We start from the raw sequence: 17,078 nt of genomic DNA on the forward strand, positions 1-17,078 counted from the left end.
CCTTTCCGCAAAACAATCAGGGAGACGATCATGTCGATCGAGTTCATCGGCTTCATCAGCAACAACAATTCCTCCGAAACCGTCGTCCGCGAGGGACCGGTCCTCGACCCCACCCATATCGAGACGGTGGCGAAGGCGCATGAGAACGCCGGTTTCGATCGCGCGCTGCTGGCGTTTCATTCGACGACGCCGGACGCGCTCCAGGTCGCCCAGCATGTGCTCAACGTGACCTCCCGCCTCAACGTGCTGATCGCGCAGCGGCCCGGCTTCACCGCGCCGACATTGCTGGCGCGGCAATTCGCGGCGCTCGACCAGTTTTCCCGCGGCAGGGTGGCCCTGCATGTCATCACCGGCGGCAACGCCACCGAGCTGCGGCAGGACGGCAACACGCTCGACGACAAGGACGAGCGCTACGCCCGCACCTCCGAGTTCCTCGATGTCCTCAAGCTGGAATGGACCAGCGACAAGCCGTTTACCGACAAGGGCAAGTACTATCAGGTCGAGAACGCCTTCTCGCAGGTGAAGCCGTATCGCCCGGAGGGCATCCGCGTCTATTTCGGCGGCGCCTCGGACGCGGCGATCGATGTCGCCGGCAAGCATGCCGACACCTTCGCGCTCTGGGGTGAATCCTATGCGCAGGTTCGCGATGTCACCTCCCGCGTTCACAATGCGGCCGTCAGGCAGGGCCGGCCGACGCCGCGCTTCAGCCTCTCGGTGCGGCCGATCATTGCGCCCACCGAACAGCAGGCCTGGGAGAAGGCGGAGGAAATTCTGGCGCGCGCCACCGCGCTGCAGGACAAGACCGGCTATCGCAAGCCGGCCGACGGCCACGCCACCGCCGGCGCACGGCGCCTGCTCGCGCTGGCCGACCAGGGCAGCCGCATCGACAAGCGGCTGTGGACCGAGATCGCCAAGCTCACCGGCGCCAACAGCAACACCACCGCTTTGGTCGGCACACCCGAGCAGGTCGCCGAAGTCTTCGGCGACTATTACGACCTCGGCATCAGCCATTTCCTGATCCGCGGCTTCGATCCGCTGATCGACGCCATCGAATATGGCCGCGAGCTGATCCCGCTGACGCGCAAGCTGATTGCGGAACGTCAGGTGGCCCGTGGCGAGGCCGCGGAATGATCCGCCTCATGCTGGCCGGCGCGCTGCTGCTCGGTTCGCTTGAACTGGCGGCAGCGCAAACCACGCTCCGCGTCTGTGACCAGAAAGGCAACTTTGTGAGGCGCCTGACCGCGGCGCGGGCGTGGTCGCGGACGAGCAGAACACGATCTATCTCTATTGCCGCTGGGGCCTGATCAAGCAGAAGCTGGATGCGGCGGAGATTGTCGATCGGTCGTTCACGGATGCGATCGCGAAGGCGGGGCTATAACCGCGCTCGTGTCCCGGACGCGCTGCAGCGTGCAACGTTGCTGCGCAGAGCCGGGACCCATGCCATACAAATGCTCGTGGTAACGTGGGCCCCGGCTCAGCAGCGCACCGCTGAAGGAGCGCTGCGCTGCGTCCGGGGCACGAGACCTCACGAATTCCTCAAGCATCCGTGAAGTGAGAAGAACATCTTCAGGCCGACCGCCATCCGCGAAACGTTCCTTCTGAATTCCTCGCCCCCGACAACACCCCCATTGCTATTTGCACCGCCTCCCTTGCACCGCGCTTCACTCCCGCAAAAATCAGACAGACGACCACATCGGGAGACCGGCCATGGGCCTGCAAGAAACAAAAATCGAATCGCTTCCCTTCGTCACCGCCGAACTCAACTATCTCGCACCTGTTACAGGCAAGCCGCGCACCTATGCGTTCGATCCGCCGCCGGGCGAGCCGAAGAGCACATCGCTGCCGGAGCCGCATCAGGTGCCGATCTTCGATGCGCGCCTGATCGCGAACAATTTCTCGCTCGACCGCGAGGGCTTTGCGCTGGTGCGTCATCCAACCCAGGTGAAGGATTTTTATGACGACGCGGAGGTGAGGGCGGTCTACTACCCCGCCGCCGAGGCCTTTCTGCGGGCGACGCTGAAGGCCGATCGCGTCGTCATCTTCGACCATACCGTGCGCAAACGTGTCGAGGGTGCGCCGGATGTTCGCGATGGCGGTCCGCGCCAGCCCGCGACGCGCGTCCATGTCGACCAGACGGCCGTCTCGGGCGCCAACCGCGTGCGCGAGCATCTGCCTGACGAGGCCGACGAGCTTCTGAAAGGGCGCGTCCAGGTGATCAATCTGTGGCGGCCGATCCGCGGTCCCTTGCGGGATTCGCCGCTGGCGATGGCCGACGGCACGACGGTCGCGCCTGATGATCTCGTCGCCTCCGACCTGATCTATCCCAACCGCCGCGGCGAGACCTATTCGGTGACATACAATCCGAGCCACCGCTGGTTCTATTTTCCGGAGATGACGCCGGACGAGGCCTTGCTGCTCAAGTGCTACGATTCCGCGACCGACGGCCGTACCCGGTTCGGGCCGCATACGGCGTTCGTCGATCCGACCACGCCCGCCGATGCAGCGCCGCGCGAGAGCATCGAGCTGCGCACACTGGTGTTCCACAAACAGTAACAATGTGTGATGGCACTGCCGGGCTGAACCCGGCAGTGTTCCCGGAACTTAGGGGAACAAGGCGACGTTTGCAGCGCGGGGCAGGGCCATCCGGGGAGCGGTGCCGTGCGAGCGCTGACCACTTTATTGTTTTGTCTTGCCACATTTTCTCTGGCGCATGCCGAAAGCGGACTTGCCTCATATTACGGGTATGGAAAAGGCAAAGGCACCGAGCTGACCTGCGCCCACCGCACGCGCCCGTTTGGCAGCGTGCTCAGGGTGTCCTACGGCAGCCGCTCGATCCAATGCCGGGTCAATGATCGCGGGCCCTTCATCCGCGGCCGCATCGTCGATCTCTCGGTGCCCGCCGCCCGCGCGCTCGGCATGATGAGCGCCGGCGTGGTGCGGGTCTCGGTGGAATAGGCCCGCAAGCGCGCTATAGTGCCGCCCAAAGTAGGGGTGAGGGGCGCTATGGCCAGGATCAGGGTGGGGTTAGTCGGCTGCGGCTTCGTGTCGGAGCTGCACATGTATGCGTTCCGGCGCGTCTATGGCGTGGATGTCGAGGTCGCGGCGGTCGCCGCGCGTGGCGACAAGGTCATCGCGTTCGCGCAGCACCACAATATCCCGCGCGTCTACCGCAGCTTCACTGATCTGATCGCCGACCGCGAGCTCGACGTCATCGACATCTGCACCCCGCCAAACCTTCATGCCGAGATGATCGTCGGCGCAATGCAGGCCGGCAAGCACGTGATCTGCGAAAAGCCGTTCGCCGGCTATTTCGGCCGCGAGGGCGACCAGCAACCGATCGGCAAGCGCGTGCCGAAGGCCGTCATGTATGAGCGCGTGCTGGAGGAGATGGGCGCCACGCGCGCCGCGATCGAGCGCACCGGAAAGCTCTTCATGTATGCCGAGGACTGGATCTATGCGCCCGCGGTGACCAAGACCGCGGAGATCATCAAGGCGACCAAAGACAAGATCCTGTTCATGAAGGGCGAGGAGAGCCATTCCGGTTCGCACGCGGCGCATGCCGCGCAATGGGCGATGACCGGCGGCGGCTCGCTGATCCGCATGGGCTGCCATCCGCTCTCCGCTGTGCTCTACCTCAAGCAGGTCGAGGCCAAAGCGCGCGGCGAAACCATCCGCGTCGCCAGCGTCACCGGCGACGTCGGCAACGTCACGGCTGGCCTCAAGCCGGAGGAGCGCAGCTACATCAAGGCCAATCCGGTCGACGTCGAGGACTGGGGCACGCTGACCGCGACCTTCTCCGACGGCACCAAGGCGACCGTATTCTCCGGCGACATGATCATGGGCGGTGTGCGGAATCTGGTCGAGACCTATACGAGCGGCGGATCGCTGTTCGCCAACATCACGCCGAACAATCATCTGATGAGCTACCAGACCTCCGAGGAGAAGCTCGCCAGCGTCTACATCACCGAGAAGGTCGACCGCAAAACCGGCTGGCAATATGTCTGCCTCGAGGAGGAGTGGACGCGCGGCTACTTGCAGGAAATCCAGGACTTCATGGAATGCGCCGCGACGGGGAGGCAGCCATTGTCGGATCTTGCACTGGCGTATGAGACGATCAAGGTGAACTACGCCGGCTATTGGGCCGCGGAAGAGGGAAGGCGGGTGGTGTTGTAGGGGGATGCCCACCGCGACGGGACTGTGCTCCCTCGCCCCGCTTGCGGGGAGAGGGTTGGGGTGAGGGGAACTCTCCACGGGGACGGTGAGAGCCGGACTCGCGGGAGAGTCCCCCTCACCCGGAATCCGCGCTATGCGCGCGTATTCCGGCCTCTCCCCGCAAGCGGGGAGAGGCGAAGAACCTCACGCCCCGTACGTCGACCCTTTCGGCAGCGGAAACACCGGATCTTGCGTGCGGATGTTCGTCGGCCATACCACCGAGATGTGCTCGCCGGCGTTCTGCATCACCACCGGGGTCGAGCGCTCGTTCTGACCGGACAGCGGCGTGCCGGGCGGGAAGAACTTGACGCCATAGCCCTGGATGGTGCCGCCGGCGGGGATGTCGACATCGAGCGCGGCCTTGCGGATCGCCTCGGGCTCGAAGCTGCCGTACTTTTCCTTGGCGACCGGCAGCACGTTGTTGAGCAGCACCCAGGTCTGGTTGAAACCCATCGAGCAGTGCGGCGGCACGTCGGTCGCGCCGGTCTTGGCCTGGTAGCGCGAGACCATGGTCTTGATCAGGTCGCCCATGCCGGGCGCGAGCTTGGCGGGATCGAGCAGTTGCGCCGGCACCGGATCGATGTTGCAGAAATTGTCGATGTCCGGGCCGAAGGTCGCGCGCAGCTTGTCGAGCTGGCTGTAGCCGGCGCCCGCGCCGAACAGCATCTTGAAGCGCAGCCCGCTCTCGCGCGCCTGGCGCAGGAACAGGGTGATGTCGGGGTTGTAGCCGGCATGCGAGATCACGTCGGCCTTGGCGCGCTTGATCTTGGTCACCAGCACGGAGAGGTCGGGCGCGGAGGCCGAATAGCCCTCGCGCAGCACCACCTGGATGCCGGCCTCCTTGGCGTAGGCCTCGTCGGCGGCGGCGACGCCAACACCGTAGGGGCCGTCCTCATGGATCAGTGCGACCTTGACCTCCTTCGGATCCATTCCGAGTTTTGCTTTCGCATGCTCGGCGAGGAAACCGGCAAAAGCCTGACCGTACTGGTCGGAATGGATCTGCGCGCGAAACACGTATTGCAGGTTCTTGTCCTTGAACACGGCGGTCGAGACCGCGGTCGTGATCCAGAGGATCTTCTTCTGCTGCTCGACTTTCGCCGCCAGCGGCACCGCATGCGAGCTCGCATAGACGCCGTTGATGATGTCGATCTTCTCCTGGCTGATCAGGCGTTCAGCCTCGTTGATCGCAACGTCGGGTTTGCTCTGGGAATCTGCGGCGACCGGAGCAATCTTGGTCTTGCCGCCGATACCGCCCTTCTCGTTGACGAGATCGATCGCGATCTGCGCGCCGATTGACGAGGCGACCGAGCCGCCCGCCGCGAACGGGCCGGTGAGATCGTAGATCAGGCCGATGCGCAATGTCTCGGCTTGCGCCTGGGCTCTTGTCCAATCGAGGCTGAGTGCGGCGGCAGCAGCCGCCGAGCTCTTCAGCAGCTGCCTGCGTGAAGTCGGCATCCTATCCTCCCTCAAGACCGTCTTATGATTGGCTGTTATCTTTTTGCGAAGTATGGGGAGCGGGGCGGCGGAAAGTCAACATCGCACAAGGTCGATACGCGGCGATCGGCGGACAGAACGCGTCTGCGAAAGGCAAAGAAGAAGCCCACCGCTCGCGAACGGGCGATGGGCTTGACGTCAGCGCGAGGCGATTACTGCGACAGCTTCACGAAGTTCGGAAACTTCAGCTTGCCTTCCGCGATCTTCTCGGGCCAGACCACGACCTGCTTGGAGTCCTGCCACTGGAAGACGAGGCCGGTCACGGCGCCGGGGCCGGACTTGATGCCGTGGGTGAACTCGTCGTCCTTGCCGTAGAACTGGATGCGGCCGATCGTGCCTTCGTAATCGGTCTTCTCGATCTCGGCGACCATCTTGTCGGGATCGGTCGAGCCGGCGCGCTTGATCGCATCCGTGATGAAGTAGACCTCGTCATAGGCGGTGTAGCCGGTGTAGGCCGGCGGCGAGCCGAACTTGGCCTTGAAGGCGGCGGCGAACGGCTTGGTCTTCGAGGTCACGGCGACATCGGGCGTCGCGACCGCGAGCGACGGAATGCCGTCGGCGGCGCCATTGGTGTCCTTCCAGAAGGTCGGGCTCAGCGCCTGCGCGCTGATGCCGAACATCGGGATCGGCACCTGCTGATTCTTCCACTGCACGGTCGGCTGCACGCCGACATGCGAGATGCCGGTCACGATCACGTCGGGCTTCTTGCCTTCGATGTTGTTGAAGATCGGCGTGAAGTCGGTGGTGTCAGGCGAGAAGCGCACATGCTCGACGACCTTCAGGCCCGCTTTCGGCAGGCAGGCCTCGTAGCCGACGTCGAGCGGCTTGGTCCATGCGGCGTCCTCGCTCATGATCGCGACCGTCTTGAATTTGAGCTTGTCGACCAGCAGGTCCTTGGCCGCATCGCAGACCAGCTGCGCCTGCGCGGCCGAGGTCAAATAGCCGTGGAAGGTGTACTTGTTCTTCTCGTAGTCGTTGTGGATCGCCTTGGTGATTTCGTTTGAAGCAGCGCCCGGCGTGATCAGCGGCATCTTCAGCCGCGCCGCCCACGGCTCCAGCGCCAGCACGACCTCGCTGATGTAGCTCGCGATCACCGCGGAGACCTTGTCCTCGCTGACTGCGCGCTGGAACGCGCGCACCGAGTCGGCCGAGGAGCTCTTGTTGTCATAGGTGACGATCTCGACCTTGCGGCCGAGGATGCCGCCCTTGGCGTTGATCTCGTCGGCGGCAATCTGCGCGCCGCCCGGCGTCGCCGCGCCCGCGATCGACTGCACCTCGGCGATGACGCCGATCTTGATCGGATCGTTCGACTGCGCGTAGGCAGGCGCGGCAAGGCACAGCGCCAGCGCGGAGGTGAGAAGGCTGCTGCCGAGAAGTGTCGATGGTTTCATGGTCGTTTCCCTTTCTATGCTTTTTGTTGATGTTGACGGACTACAGGAAATCGGCGCCGGCTTCGCTCGCGAAGCGGCCGGGATCGCCCTCCCAGACGATCCTTGCGTGTTCGAGCACATAGACGCGGTCGGCGTGCGGCAGCGCAAAGGTGACGTTCTGCTCGCCGAGCAGCACAGTGATTGCGGTCGTCTGCCGCAGCTTCGTGAGCGCCTTGGACAATTGTTCGAGGATGACCGGGGCAAGCCCTAGTGTCGGCTCGTCCAGGATCAGGATTTGCGGCTGCATCATCAGCGCGCGGCCGATCGCCAGCATCTGTTGCTCGCCGCCGGAGAGTGTCTGCGCCATCTGGCCCTGACGCTCCTTCAGGATCGGAAACAGCTCGAACAGCCAGGCGAGCTGCGCGGCGCGCTTGTCGTCGGAAAGGTGTTGCCCGCCGAGATCGAGGTTTTCCCGCACGCTCATCTCGCCGAACAGCTCGCGCGATTCCGGGCATTGCACGAGGCCGCTGCGCGCGATCTTTGCCGGGCTGGTGCCGCGCAGCCTGTCGCCGCCGCGCACGATCTCGCCGCTATAGGGCAGGAAGCCGGAGATGGTGTTGAACAGCGTGGTCTTGCCGGCGCCGTTGAGGCCGACCACGGAGACGAACTCGCCTTCGTGGACGTGGATCGAGACGTTCTCCAGCGCCTGCGCCTTGCCGTAGAACACGCTGACATTCTCGACCTGGAGCAGCGGTACCTTATCCCTGAAGCTGGTCTCGGGCCGGGCATGGGTCTCGATGGCGCCGCCGAGATAGACCCGGCGGACCGTCTCGTTCTTCATCACGTCCTCGGCCTTGCCGGTGACGATCTCCTCGCCGAGATACATCGCGAGCACGCGGTCGACCAGAGCGGCGACGCTCTTGACGTTGTGGTCCACCAGCATCACCGCGCGGCCGTCATCGCGGAAGCTGCGGATCAGGTCAGAGAACACGTCGACCTCGGCCCGCGTCAGGCCGGCGAAGGGCTCGTCGACAAGCACCACTTTGGGATCGCGGGCGATCGCCTTGGCGAGTTCGAGCCTTCGCAGATCGGCGAACGGCAGCGTCGGCGGGCGGCGGTTCATCACGGAGCCCAAGCCCACGCGGTCGGCGATCCATTTGGCGCGCTCGACCAGCGCCTTGTCGGGGAACAGCATGAACAGGCTGTCCGGCAGCAGCGCCACCAGGATGTTCTCCAGCACGGTCTGCCGGTTCAGCGGCCGCGAGTGCTGGAACACCATGCCAAAACCCTTGCGCGCGATCTTGTGCGCGGGGAGACCTGCAACGTTCTCGCCTTCGAAGATCACCTCGCCCGCGGTCGGACGCTCGATGCCCATCACGCTCTTCATCGCGGTCGACTTGCCCGAGCCGTTCGGCCCGATCAGGCCAAAAATCTCGCCGCTATTGACCTCGAAGCCGAGGTTCTTCACCGCCGTCAGTCCGCCGAAGCGCTTGGTCAGGCCGCGGACTTCGAGCACGGGCCGGTTTGAAAGCCTCATATCCATCACGAACGAGCCTCGCGCGAGAGGGCCGCCCCTAAGAAGCCGCCGGGGAAGAACAGCACGACGAGGAGGGCGACCGCCGAGACGATGAAGGTCGCAAGCTCGCCGGTCGGCCGCAGGAACTCGCCGGCGACGATCAGGAAGATCGCGCCCAGGGCCGCACCAAGCACGGTGCGGCGGCCGCCAAGCACGGCCGAAACGATCACGTTCACGCCGACAGCGACATCGACGACGGTGCCGACCGAGGCGGTGCCGAAGTAGAACACCAGGAGCGCCCCTGATAGCCCCGAGAAGAACGCGCTGACGATGAAGGCGGCGAGCTTGTGCTTGACGATGTTGAAGCCGAGCGCGCCGGCCTGTACCGGGTCCTGCCCGCTGGCCTGGAGCACGAGTCCAACAGGCGATTGCGACAGTCCGTACAGGATCGCGGCCGAGATCGTCATGAAGCCGAGGGCGATCCAGTAGTTCACGCCGGCGTCGATCGAGATGACGTCGGGGATGGTCAGCCCGATCTCGCCGCCGGTGAGATCGGCGAACACCACGATGAAGTTTTGCAGCATCAGCACCGCGACGAGCGTGGTCAGGCCGAAATAGGGCCCGCGCACCCGCAAAGCCGGCAGCGCCAGCACCAGGCCGGCGATGACGGAGGCGAGGGCGCCGAGCACGATGCAGAGATAAACCGACCAGCCGAACTGGGCATTCAAGATGCCGGCGGTGTAGGCGCCGACGCCGATCAGGAAGGTTGGTCCGAAATTCACTTCGCCCGCGAAGCCGAACAAGAGGTCCCAGGCCATCGCGAACACGCCGAAATAAAAGGCGACGGTGAGCAGGCCCAGCACGTAGCCGGAGACATAAAGCGGCAGCGTGGCCGCGATCACGACCAGCGCGAGCGAGATGAGGAACAGGCGGGTGGTAAAGAAGCCGGCCATCTCAGCGCCTCCCCAGAAGGCCCTGGGGCCGGATGTACATCACGAATACCAGCAGCAGCAGCGCCGGAATGGTGCGGTAGGCCGGCGAGACCAGATAGGCCGTCAGCGTTTCGAGATAGCCGACCACGAAGGCGGCGATCAGAGAGCCGGAGACACTGCCGAGGCCGCCGAGCACGACGATCGAGAATGCGCTCGCGGTCAGCGGCCCGACGCTGTAGGAGCTGACGCCGAGGAACATGCCGAGCAGCACACCGGCGATGCCGGCCAAAATGCCGTAGATCGCCCACACCACGATGTAGATGTTGGTGAGCTCGAGCCCGAGCAGCGTCACGCCCCGCGGATTCATCGAGGCCGCCAGCACCGCCTTGCCGGTGCGGGTGCGGTTCACCAGCAGCCAGAGCAGAGCGATGACGAGGCAGCAGACGATCGCGGTGAAAATCTCGTTCTTCGGCGTGCGGACGCCGAGGATCTCGACGACGCCTTCGACGATCGGCAGCACCGTCTTGGCATTGTTGGTGAAGAAATAGGCGATCAGCTCCTGGATCATGATGCCCCACAGCAGCGTTCCCGTGAGGACGAAGATCTCCTTCTCCTCATTGGGGATGCGCCGGGAGTCCTGAATGGGCTTCACCACCGCGAAATAGGTGGCGAAGGCGGCGAGGAGCGCAACGGCGACCCCGATCAGCGCGCCGGCATAGGTGCCGACACCAAGGATGCTGGCGGCGGCCCAGGCCGCCACTGCAGCCGCGACCATGATGGCACCGTGGGAGAGGTTGAGCACGCCGGAAACGCCGAAGATCAGCGTGAAGCCGGTGGCACCGAGGGCGTAGAGAGCGCTGATGGCGAAGCCATCGATCAGAATCTGGAAAGCTCGCATTGATGATAAGGCTGCCGCTTTGAGGGAAGGTGCTGCGGGGGGCCGCAAGTGGAAGCTCCCGGGAGGTGGTCCCGGGAGCTGTTCCAGCTAGTTGCTGAGCTTGATGAAGCTCGGGAACTTGATGTCGACCTTGGCGACATCCTTCGGCCAGACCGCGCTCTGCTTGCCGTCCTGCCATTGCAGCATCAGCCCGGTGATCAGGCCCTTGCCGTATTTGATCGAGTGGGTGAACGGATCGTCCTTGCCGTAGAACTGGACGCGGCCGATCGTGCCTTCCCAGTCGGTCGTCTCGAGCGCGGCGACGAGCTTGTCCGCGTCGGTCGAGCCCGCGCGCTTCACCGCGTCGGCGATATAGTAGACCTCGTCATAGGCGGTGTAGCCGGCATAGGACGGATAGTTGCCGAACCTCTTCTTGAAGTTTTCCGCAAACGGCACCGACTTCGGCGTCACCGCGACGCCGGGTCCGGAGACGCCCTGATACAGCACACCTTCGGCGGCCTGGTTGGTGTCCTTGCCGAAGGTTTCGTTGGTGGCCTGCGAGGAGATGCCGAACATCGGGATCGGCACCTGCTGGTTCTTCCACTGCACCGTCGGCTGCACGCCGACATGCGAGATGCCGGTGATGATCACGTCGGGCTTTGCGCCTTCGATCTTGTTGAAGATCGGCGTGAAGTCGGTGGTGTCAGGCGAGAAGCGGATGTGGTCGAGCACCTTCAGCCCGATCTTCGGCAGGCACTCCTCGTAGCCGACATCGAGCGGCTTGGTCCAGGCGGCGTCCTCGCTCATGATGACGGCCGTCTTCATGTGCATTCTGTCGACGAGCAGGTCCTTGGCGCCGTCGCAGACCGAGAGCGCGAGCGCGGCCGAGGTCAGATAGCCGTGGAAAGTGTATTTGTTCTTCTCGTAATCGGCGTGGACGCTCTTGCTGATCTCGTTGGAGGCCGCACCCGGCGTCACGAACGGCGTCTTCAGGCGCGAAGCCCAGGGCTCGAGTGCGAGCACCACTTCGCTGATATAGCTGGCGATGACCGCGTTGACCTTGTCCTCGTTCACGGCGCGCTGGAACGCACGCACGGAATCCGCCGAGGAGGAGTGATTGTCGTAGCCGATGATCTCGATCTTGCGGCCGTCGACGCCGCCATTGGCGTTGATCTCGTCGGCGGCAAGCTGCGCCGCCTGTGGAATGGAGGCGCCGGCAATGGCTTGCGCTTCCGCGATCACGCCGATCCTGATCGGATCCGCCGCCAGTGCCGCGCCTGACGCTGCCATCACCGCACCCGTCGCGGCTGCACCAAGCGTTATTCGCAATGCAACAGAGAGCCGTTTCTTCATATTGTTCTCTCCCTTCGAACAGGCCTCTTGTGAGCCATTATGTCGCAACTATAACGGCGGAGGCTTTCTCGGCAAGTGAAACCGCGTTCAGGATTGTGAGAGACGGACTAAAGTCTGGCGCTGCGCAAATTGCAGGCAGGAGATGTGCAAACACTCATGCGCGCAGGTATGCAGATTCCGTCGGCGGGCATGCGTGGTCGTCGAGGGCGCACGATCAATGCGATCAATGAATAGCGCCGTCGCTGAGGGGATGCACTGCGCTTGCGGCAGCCGTGAGGTTTCGCTCTGCCTCAGGCCCGAAACAACTTAGCTCGCGTAACCCCGTTCCAGGGATTGCCGGTGCCGGTGCCGCTCCAGCGCGAGATCGACGAGACGCGTCAGCAACTCACCATAGGGCACGCCGGAGGCTTCCATCATCTTCGGATACATGCTGATCGACGTGAAGCCGGGCAGGGTGTTGATCTCGTTGAAATAGAACTGTCCGGTTTGCCGGTCGAGGAAGAAGTCGACGCGCGCGAAGCCGCTGCATTCGAGCGCCGCAAACACCTGCGTCGCCAGCGACCGCACGCGCTCCATCTGCGCGGCGTCGAGCCTGGCCGGCAGGTCGACCCGGGCGCCATCGGGATCGAGATATTTTGCCTCGTAGGAATAGAACTCGTGATGGGCGTTGGGGTTCAGCTCGCTGGCGACGCTCGAAAACAGCGTCTCGCCCTCGAGCACCGCGACCTCGATCTCGCGCGCGTCGATGCCCTGTTCGACCAGCACCTTGATGTCGTAGCGAAACGCGTCGTCGAGCGCGGCGCCAAGCGCATCCCAGGTCTTGACCTTGTGAATGCCGACGCTGGAGCCCATGTTGCACGGCTTGACGAACACCGGCAGGCTCAGGCTCTCGACTGCCTTGGCAAGAGATGCATCGCGGTCCTGAATGAAGGCCTTGCGGGTCAGCACGCGGTAGGGCGCGACCGGGATGCCGGCGAATTCAGCGAGCCGCTTGGCGACGTCCTTGTCCATGCTCACCGCGGAGGCGAGGACGCCCGATCCCACATAGGCGACCTCCGCCAATTCCAGCAGGCCCTGCACCGTGCCGTCCTCGCAAAGCGGCCCATGCATGACCGGAAAGACGACGTCGATCTCGATCGGAGAGGCCGCTCCTTGCGCAATTGGCATGAGCACGCCGCGACCATCGGGGCCCCTGGCGAGCCGTATCTCGGGCGCGTCGGGCAGGATCGGCAAGGACGTCGTCTGCGCTAGATCGAGCGCACCGAGATCGTTCAATTGCCAGCGCCCGGCCTTGTCGATGGCGACCGGGATCACCTCGAAGCGGCTGCGGTCGAGATGCCTGAACGCGGAGGCCGCCGATTTCAGCGAGACCTCATGCTCACCGGACCTGCCGCCATAGAGAACAACGACGCGAATTTTGTTGGCCATGACTCAATTATCACGCGCTCGATCCGGAAGTCACCTCTGTTGCCCGGTTCAAGCATCGAGAAGGCAAAACAAATCGGCGCCGGCGAGGCACGCCGGCGCCGTGGCGCAATCAAAGGCCTGTGTCGTTCAGCCCGGTCCGGCGCCTTGCGTCGCCGTGTATACGGCATAGAGCGACTGGCTCGCGGCCATGAACAGCCGGTTGCGCTTGGGGCCGCCGAAGCAGATGTTGCCGCACACTTCCGGCAGGCGGATGCGGCCGAGCAGCTTGCCCTCCGGCGACCACACCGTCACGCCGCTGTAGCCGACGGCGCCGCCCGCTGTGTGATCCTTGAATTTGCTACTATGCTCAACTTGTTCTGGGTTCATGACTTGACAGGTGACAGTGATGGCAGTCGTTCATCTAAAGCATTGGAATCTTTCGTTCGGGACAGGCCAGCCTCTGCTCATAATCGCCGGCTTGAATGTCTTGGAGAGCCTTGGGGTGGCCCTGAGCGTTGGGCGTCACCTGCAGGCGATCACTGCCGACCTCGGCTTGCCGTTCATATTCAAGGCCAGCTTCGACAAGGCCAACCGCTCGTCGATCACGAGTTACCGGGGCCCCGGCTTGAAGGACGGCTTGGCCATGCTGGCCGAGGTCAAGCGCGCGCTAAACGTGCCTATCGTCACTGACGTCCATGAGATCGACCAGGTCGAACCCGTGGCCAGCGTCGCGGATTTGGTGCAGATCCCCGCCTTCCTCTGTCGCCAGACCGACCTGATTGTCGCAGCCGCGCGTGCCGCCCGAGAAGCCGGCGGTTGGCTGCACGTCAAGAAGGCTCAATTTCTGGCTCCTTGGGAGTGTAAGAACATCATTGCTAAGGCCCGGGAGGCCGCGCCCGGAGTCGACATCGTCCTGTGCGAGCGGGGCAGCTCCTTCGGCTACAACAACTTGGTGGTCGACATGTTGGGTATTGGAGAGATGCAGCGCTTGGGCGTGCCGGTAACCATCGACGCCACCCATGCCGTGCAACTCCCTGGCGCTGACCCCCGCACCAACGGTGGCTCGACGGGCGGAAGGCGAGAAGGCGCGCCGATCATTGCAAAGGCGGCTGTGGCGGCGGGAGCCGACGGCGTATTCTTGGAATTTCATCCTGCCCCCGACAGGGCGCTGTGCGACGGGCCCAGCTGCCTTCCACTCGACGCGGCTGCAAGCCTGCTTTCGACTCTGAAGGCGGTACATCATGCCGTGCGGGCCTGATTTTGTGGACGACAATCCGACCAGCAAGAATGTCTGACGGTCCTGCCTAGACTAGGTATTCTTGGCCGCCAAAAGTTCTCTGGCGCGCTCCAGATCAGCCAGCGTGTCCACACCCAAGGGCTCAGTCTGGATCACTTGCACGTCCATCCGCATGCCGTGCTCGATCGCTCTGAGCTGTTCAAGGTTTTCTCGCTGCTCGAGAACACCTCGTGGCAGGCCGACATATTTCGTCAACGCCTCGCGCCGATAGGTATACATGCCGACGTGATGATAGTACTTCCCGGAGCCTGCGGGAATGACGGCCCGGCTGAAATAGACTGCGCGACCGATTGTGTCTCCCGGGTGGATCGCAAGGGCGATCTTCACAACGCTAGGCGCCTGAAGCTCGATGGGATCCTCGATCTCGGTGGCGAGCGTGGCAATTGCGCAATCGGCATGCCGGGCCAATGGCTCCATTGTCGCCCGTATCGTCGCTGGATCAATGGTAGGCAAGTCGCCCTGAAGCACAACGGTGACATCGTAGGCTGCCTCCGCGTCGATCAACTGCAATGCTGCGTGCGCACGATCGGACCCCGTCGGGAGGGTCGGATCAGTCAGGACTGCCCGGCCGCCCAGATCGTCGATGACATCCCTGATGGCTTGATCTCCACAGGCAACGACGACAGGGCCGATATCGGCCTCGAGACCTCTTCGCCAGACGTGAACGATCATCGGCTCACCGTTGATATCCGTCAGCGCCTTGCCTGGGAGCCTGGTTGAACCTAGCCGGGTGGGTATGATCACGATTGGACGCATCGGAACCTTTCGCTTTCTGAACGGGCAACGTAGGGCGCGAGTTTGAGGCGCCAGCGTGCCCCGCTGGCGCCTCATCATAGTTCGCATCTGGCCTGCTTAGCCCGGCCCCGCGCCCTGTGTCGCCGTGAACACCGCATAGAGCGACTGGCTCGCGGCCATGAACAGCCGGTTGCGCTTGGGGCCGCCGAAGCAGATGTTGCCGCACACTTCCGGCAGGCGGATGCGGCCGAGCAGCTTGCCCTCCGGCGACCACACCGTCACGCCGCTGTAGCCGACGGCGCGGCCGGCATTGCTGGAGGCCCAGACATTGCCGTTGACGTCGCAGCGCACGCCGTCGGGCCCGCACTTCACGCCGTCGATCACGCAATCGCTGAACTTCTTGAGATTCGAGAGCTTGTTGTCCGTGCCGACGTCGAACACGAAGATCTCGCCCTTGCCGCCGGGACCGGTGTCGCCCGGGCCCTTGCCGGTCGAGGCGACATAGAGCTTCTTGTAGTCGGGCGAGAAGCACAATCCGTTCGGATCGGGCACCTGCTCCTCGGTGACGACGAGGTCAATGCGTCCGCTAGGATCGATGCGATAGCAGTTGGTCGGCAGCTCGCGTTTGCCCGGTGTGAAGCCGGCCGGCTGTCCGATCCGCGGATTGAGCTTGCCGCCCGCATTGCTCGGGCCGCCTGCAACGTCGGGCTCGCCCTCATAGAGCTGGCCGCCATAGGGCGGGTCGGTGAACCAGTAGCTGCCGTCGGGATGCGCGGCGATGTCGTTCGGCGAGTTCAGCCGCTTGCCCTGATAGGAGTCGGCGAGCACCGTGGCGGTGCCGTCGTGCTCGTAGCGCGTCACCCGCCGGGTCAAATGTTCGCAGGAGAGCTGGCGACCCTGGAAGTCGAACGAATTGCCGTTGGAGTTGTTGGACGGCGAGCGGAACACGCTGACGCGGCCGTCGTCCTCGGTCCAGCGCATCTGCCGGTTGTTGGGAATGTCGCTCCACAAGAGGTAGCGGCCCTGTGCGCTCCACGCCGGGCCCTCGGCCCATAGCAGGCCGGTATAGAGCCGCTTGATCGCGGTGTTGGGCTGCGCGAGGTCGTTGAAGGACGGATCGACCGCGATGATGTCGGGGTCCCAGAAATAGGTGGTCGGCGCGCCATTGGGGCCGAAATCGCGCGGCGGGGTGGTGATCGTCGTCGGCGGCGCGGCAGGTCCGGTCTGTGCCAGCGCGGCGCCGGCTCCGGCCATCGTGGCGGCGCCGATTGCAAGTCCCTGGACAAGCGTTCGTCGTGAAAGCGCAGCAGCTTGTTCGCGCTGCTCGTGGCGTGTCATCGCGTCCTCCCGGTCATGTTCTGCTAGCCGGTTGATCCGGCCGAGCACGTGCGAGGTTAGTCTTGTCCGCGGCTGGTGACGAGGGCTACCGCCGCATCTTCTGCGCGATTTCGATTTCGTCGGCGGCGTCCGGTTCGCACCGGAAATGCGCGCATGCGCCGGTTCCCCAGAGTGTGAACCGCTATTCGTTCGTGACGCGCGATGCCTTGACCTTGCCGTCATTGCTGCGCACAAATCCCGCGGGGGCAAAGCTGGAGCTGAGTGTGGGTGGCTTGATATTGATCGTGTTGCTCGGGATCGCGTTTGCGGCCGGCTATTTCACGCGTGACTACATCTCCCGAAAACGACATGCGGAAGCGCGTCGCTTGCGCGGCTACGCGCAGCCGGCTTGGGTCTCTACCGCGCCCGCCAACACCAACGAGGTGTCGCCTCCGGTCACGGGTGAGCTCGGGCAGATGCTCGACCGCTGGGAGAGCAGGGCCCGCGCCCGCCGCACGGGATAGTCTGATAGGCATCACAGGCTCGACCGTCTCCCTGAGGTGCGCGC

16 protein-coding genes and 1 pseudogene are annotated in these 17,078 nt (G+C 64.0%); 7 read left to right on the forward strand and 10 right to left on the reverse strand.

The window, feature by feature from the left end; all coding sequences use genetic code 11:
- Positions 1 to 30: 30 nt before the first annotated feature.
- From AC1RUR_RS03365 to AC1RUR_RS03385, 5 genes are all read left to right on the forward strand, one after another.
- Complete coding sequence (locus tag AC1RUR_RS03365; protein WP_492841287.1) at positions 31 to 1,131, forward strand: LLM class flavin-dependent oxidoreductase; 1,101 nt, start codon at positions 31 to 33, stop codon at positions 1,129 to 1,131.
- Between the two features lie 121 nt (positions 1,132 to 1,252).
- Complete coding sequence (locus tag AC1RUR_RS03370) at positions 1,253 to 1,378, forward strand: hypothetical protein (RefSeq protein ID WP_492841289.1); 126 nt, start codon at positions 1,253 to 1,255, stop codon at positions 1,376 to 1,378.
- Positions 1,379 to 1,707: 329 nt separating this feature from the next.
- Complete coding sequence (locus AC1RUR_RS03375; RefSeq protein WP_492841291.1) at positions 1,708 to 2,553, forward strand: CmcJ/NvfI family oxidoreductase; 846 nt, start codon at positions 1,708 to 1,710, stop codon at positions 2,551 to 2,553.
- 105 nt (positions 2,554 to 2,658) lie between these two features.
- Positions 2,659 to 2,955 carry a septal ring lytic transglycosylase RlpA family protein gene (locus tag AC1RUR_RS03380; RefSeq protein WP_092185507.1) on the forward strand — a complete coding sequence of 99 codons (297 nt, stop codon included), beginning with the start codon at positions 2,659 to 2,661 and terminating at the stop codon, positions 2,953 to 2,955.
- A gap of 48 nt (positions 2,956 to 3,003) precedes the next feature.
- The gene (locus AC1RUR_RS03385) at positions 3,004 to 4,173 is read left to right on the forward strand and encodes a Gfo/Idh/MocA family protein (protein WP_492841292.1); all 1,170 of its coding nucleotides are present in this window, start codon (positions 3,004 to 3,006) and stop codon (positions 4,171 to 4,173) included.
- A gap of 183 nt (positions 4,174 to 4,356) precedes the next feature.
- On the opposite strand, the gene AC1RUR_RS03390 is transcribed toward AC1RUR_RS03385, so the two are convergent.
- From AC1RUR_RS03390 to AC1RUR_RS03425, 8 genes and pseudogenes are all read right to left on the reverse strand, one after another.
- Positions 4,357 to 5,667 carry an ABC transporter substrate-binding protein gene (locus AC1RUR_RS03390; RefSeq protein ID WP_492841294.1) on the reverse strand — a complete coding sequence of 437 codons (1,311 nt, stop codon included), beginning with the start codon at positions 5,665 to 5,667 and terminating at the stop codon, positions 4,357 to 4,359.
- 191 nt (positions 5,668 to 5,858) lie between these two features.
- Positions 5,859 to 7,097, reverse strand: a complete 1,239-nt coding sequence (locus AC1RUR_RS03395; RefSeq protein ID WP_492841296.1) for an ABC transporter substrate-binding protein — start codon at positions 7,095 to 7,097, stop codon at positions 5,859 to 5,861.
- Between the two features lie 40 nt (positions 7,098 to 7,137).
- A complete protein-coding gene (locus tag AC1RUR_RS03400; protein ID WP_492841596.1) occupies positions 7,138 to 8,619 on the reverse strand; it encodes an ATP-binding cassette domain-containing protein in 1,482 nt (493 codons plus the stop codon).
- Positions 8,619 to 9,545, reverse strand: coding sequence for a branched-chain amino acid ABC transporter permease (locus AC1RUR_RS03405; RefSeq protein WP_492841298.1), 927 nt, complete (start codon positions 9,543 to 9,545; stop codon positions 8,619 to 8,621). Before AC1RUR_RS03405 ends, AC1RUR_RS03400 begins: the two co-directional genes overlap by 1 nt.
- A gap of 1 nt (position 9,546) precedes the next feature.
- Positions 9,547 to 10,422 (reverse strand): branched-chain amino acid ABC transporter permease, encoded by an 876-nt coding sequence (locus tag AC1RUR_RS03410; protein WP_492821121.1) that lies wholly within the window; start codon positions 10,420 to 10,422, stop codon positions 9,547 to 9,549.
- Between the two features lie 87 nt (positions 10,423 to 10,509).
- Complete coding sequence (locus AC1RUR_RS03415; RefSeq protein ID WP_492841598.1) at positions 10,510 to 11,691, reverse strand: ABC transporter substrate-binding protein; 1,182 nt, start codon at positions 11,689 to 11,691, stop codon at positions 10,510 to 10,512.
- A gap of 369 nt (positions 11,692 to 12,060) precedes the next feature.
- Positions 12,061 to 13,182, reverse strand: a complete 1,122-nt coding sequence (locus AC1RUR_RS03420) for a D-alanine--D-alanine ligase family protein (protein ID WP_492841300.1) — start codon at positions 13,180 to 13,182, stop codon at positions 12,061 to 12,063.
- Between the two features lie 126 nt (positions 13,183 to 13,308).
- Positions 13,309 to 13,500 (reverse strand): annotated as a pseudogene (locus AC1RUR_RS03425) (SMP-30/gluconolactonase/LRE family protein); the annotation flags it as partial.
- Between the two features lie 67 nt (positions 13,501 to 13,567).
- On the opposite strand from AC1RUR_RS03425, the gene kdsA reads away from it, so the two are divergent.
- Complete coding sequence (kdsA, locus tag AC1RUR_RS03430; protein WP_492841302.1) at positions 13,568 to 14,419, forward strand: 3-deoxy-8-phosphooctulonate synthase; 852 nt, start codon at positions 13,568 to 13,570, stop codon at positions 14,417 to 14,419.
- Between the two features lie 51 nt (positions 14,420 to 14,470).
- Here kdsA and AC1RUR_RS03435 read toward each other — a convergent pair whose 3' ends face one another.
- Entirely contained in the window at positions 14,471 to 15,214 is a 744-nt protein-coding gene (locus AC1RUR_RS03435) for a 3-deoxy-manno-octulosonate cytidylyltransferase (RefSeq protein ID WP_492841304.1), read from the reverse strand.
- Between the two features lie 96 nt (positions 15,215 to 15,310).
- A complete protein-coding gene (locus tag AC1RUR_RS03440) occupies positions 15,311 to 16,531 on the reverse strand; it encodes an SMP-30/gluconolactonase/LRE family protein (RefSeq protein ID WP_492841306.1) in 1,221 nt (406 codons plus the stop codon).
- A gap of 62 nt (positions 16,532 to 16,593) precedes the next feature.
- Between AC1RUR_RS03440 and AC1RUR_RS03445 the strand changes: the two genes are divergently transcribed.
- Positions 16,594 to 17,034, forward strand: a complete 441-nt coding sequence (locus tag AC1RUR_RS03445) for a hypothetical protein (protein WP_492841308.1) — start codon at positions 16,594 to 16,596, stop codon at positions 17,032 to 17,034.
- The last annotated feature ends 44 nt before the right edge of the window (positions 17,035 to 17,078 follow it).

It is taken from the genome of Bradyrhizobium sp. GW821-FHT12B03, from assembly GCF_058807535.1.

What these genes read in the sequence shown, in the direction of transcription:
- AC1RUR_RS03405 (WP_492841298.1), bottom strand. Translation starts at nt 9,545, where the DNA reads ATGGCCGGCTTCTTTACCACCCGCCTGTTCCTCATCTCGCTCGCGCTG.
- AC1RUR_RS03400 (WP_492841596.1), bottom strand. Translation starts at nt 8,619, where the DNA reads ATGGATATGAGGCTTTCAAACCGGCCCGTGCTCGAAGTCCGCGGCCTG.
- AC1RUR_RS03390 (WP_492841294.1), bottom strand. Translation starts at nt 5,667, where the DNA reads ATGCCGACTTCACGCAGGCAGCTGCTGAAGAGCTCGGCGGCTGCTGCC.
- AC1RUR_RS03410 (WP_492821121.1), bottom strand. Translation starts at nt 10,422, where the DNA reads ATGCGAGCTTTCCAGATTCTGATCGATGGCTTCGCCATCAGCGCTCTC.
- AC1RUR_RS03385 (WP_492841292.1), top strand. Translation starts at nt 3,004, where the DNA reads ATGGCCAGGATCAGGGTGGGGTTAGTCGGCTGCGGCTTCGTGTCGGAG.
- AC1RUR_RS03420 (WP_492841300.1), bottom strand. Translation starts at nt 13,182, where the DNA reads ATGGCCAACAAAATTCGCGTCGTTGTTCTCTATGGCGGCAGGTCCGGT.
- AC1RUR_RS03365 (WP_492841287.1), top strand. Translation starts at nt 31, where the DNA reads ATGTCGATCGAGTTCATCGGCTTCATCAGCAACAACAATTCCTCCGAA.
- AC1RUR_RS03440 (WP_492841306.1), bottom strand. Translation starts at nt 16,531, where the DNA reads ATGACACGCCACGAGCAGCGCGAACAAGCTGCTGCGCTTTCACGACGA.
- AC1RUR_RS03395 (WP_492841296.1), bottom strand. Translation starts at nt 7,097, where the DNA reads ATGAAACCATCGACACTTCTCGGCAGCAGCCTTCTCACCTCCGCGCTG.
- AC1RUR_RS03415 (WP_492841598.1), bottom strand. Translation starts at nt 11,691, where the DNA reads ATGGCAGCGTCAGGCGCGGCACTGGCGGCGGATCCGATCAGGATCGGC.
- AC1RUR_RS03435 (WP_492841304.1), bottom strand. Translation starts at nt 15,214, where the DNA reads ATGCGTCCAATCGTGATCATACCCACCCGGCTAGGTTCAACCAGGCTC.
- AC1RUR_RS03375 (WP_492841291.1), top strand. Translation starts at nt 1,708, where the DNA reads ATGGGCCTGCAAGAAACAAAAATCGAATCGCTTCCCTTCGTCACCGCC.
- kdsA (WP_492841302.1), top strand. Translation starts at nt 13,568, where the DNA reads ATGGCAGTCGTTCATCTAAAGCATTGGAATCTTTCGTTCGGGACAGGC.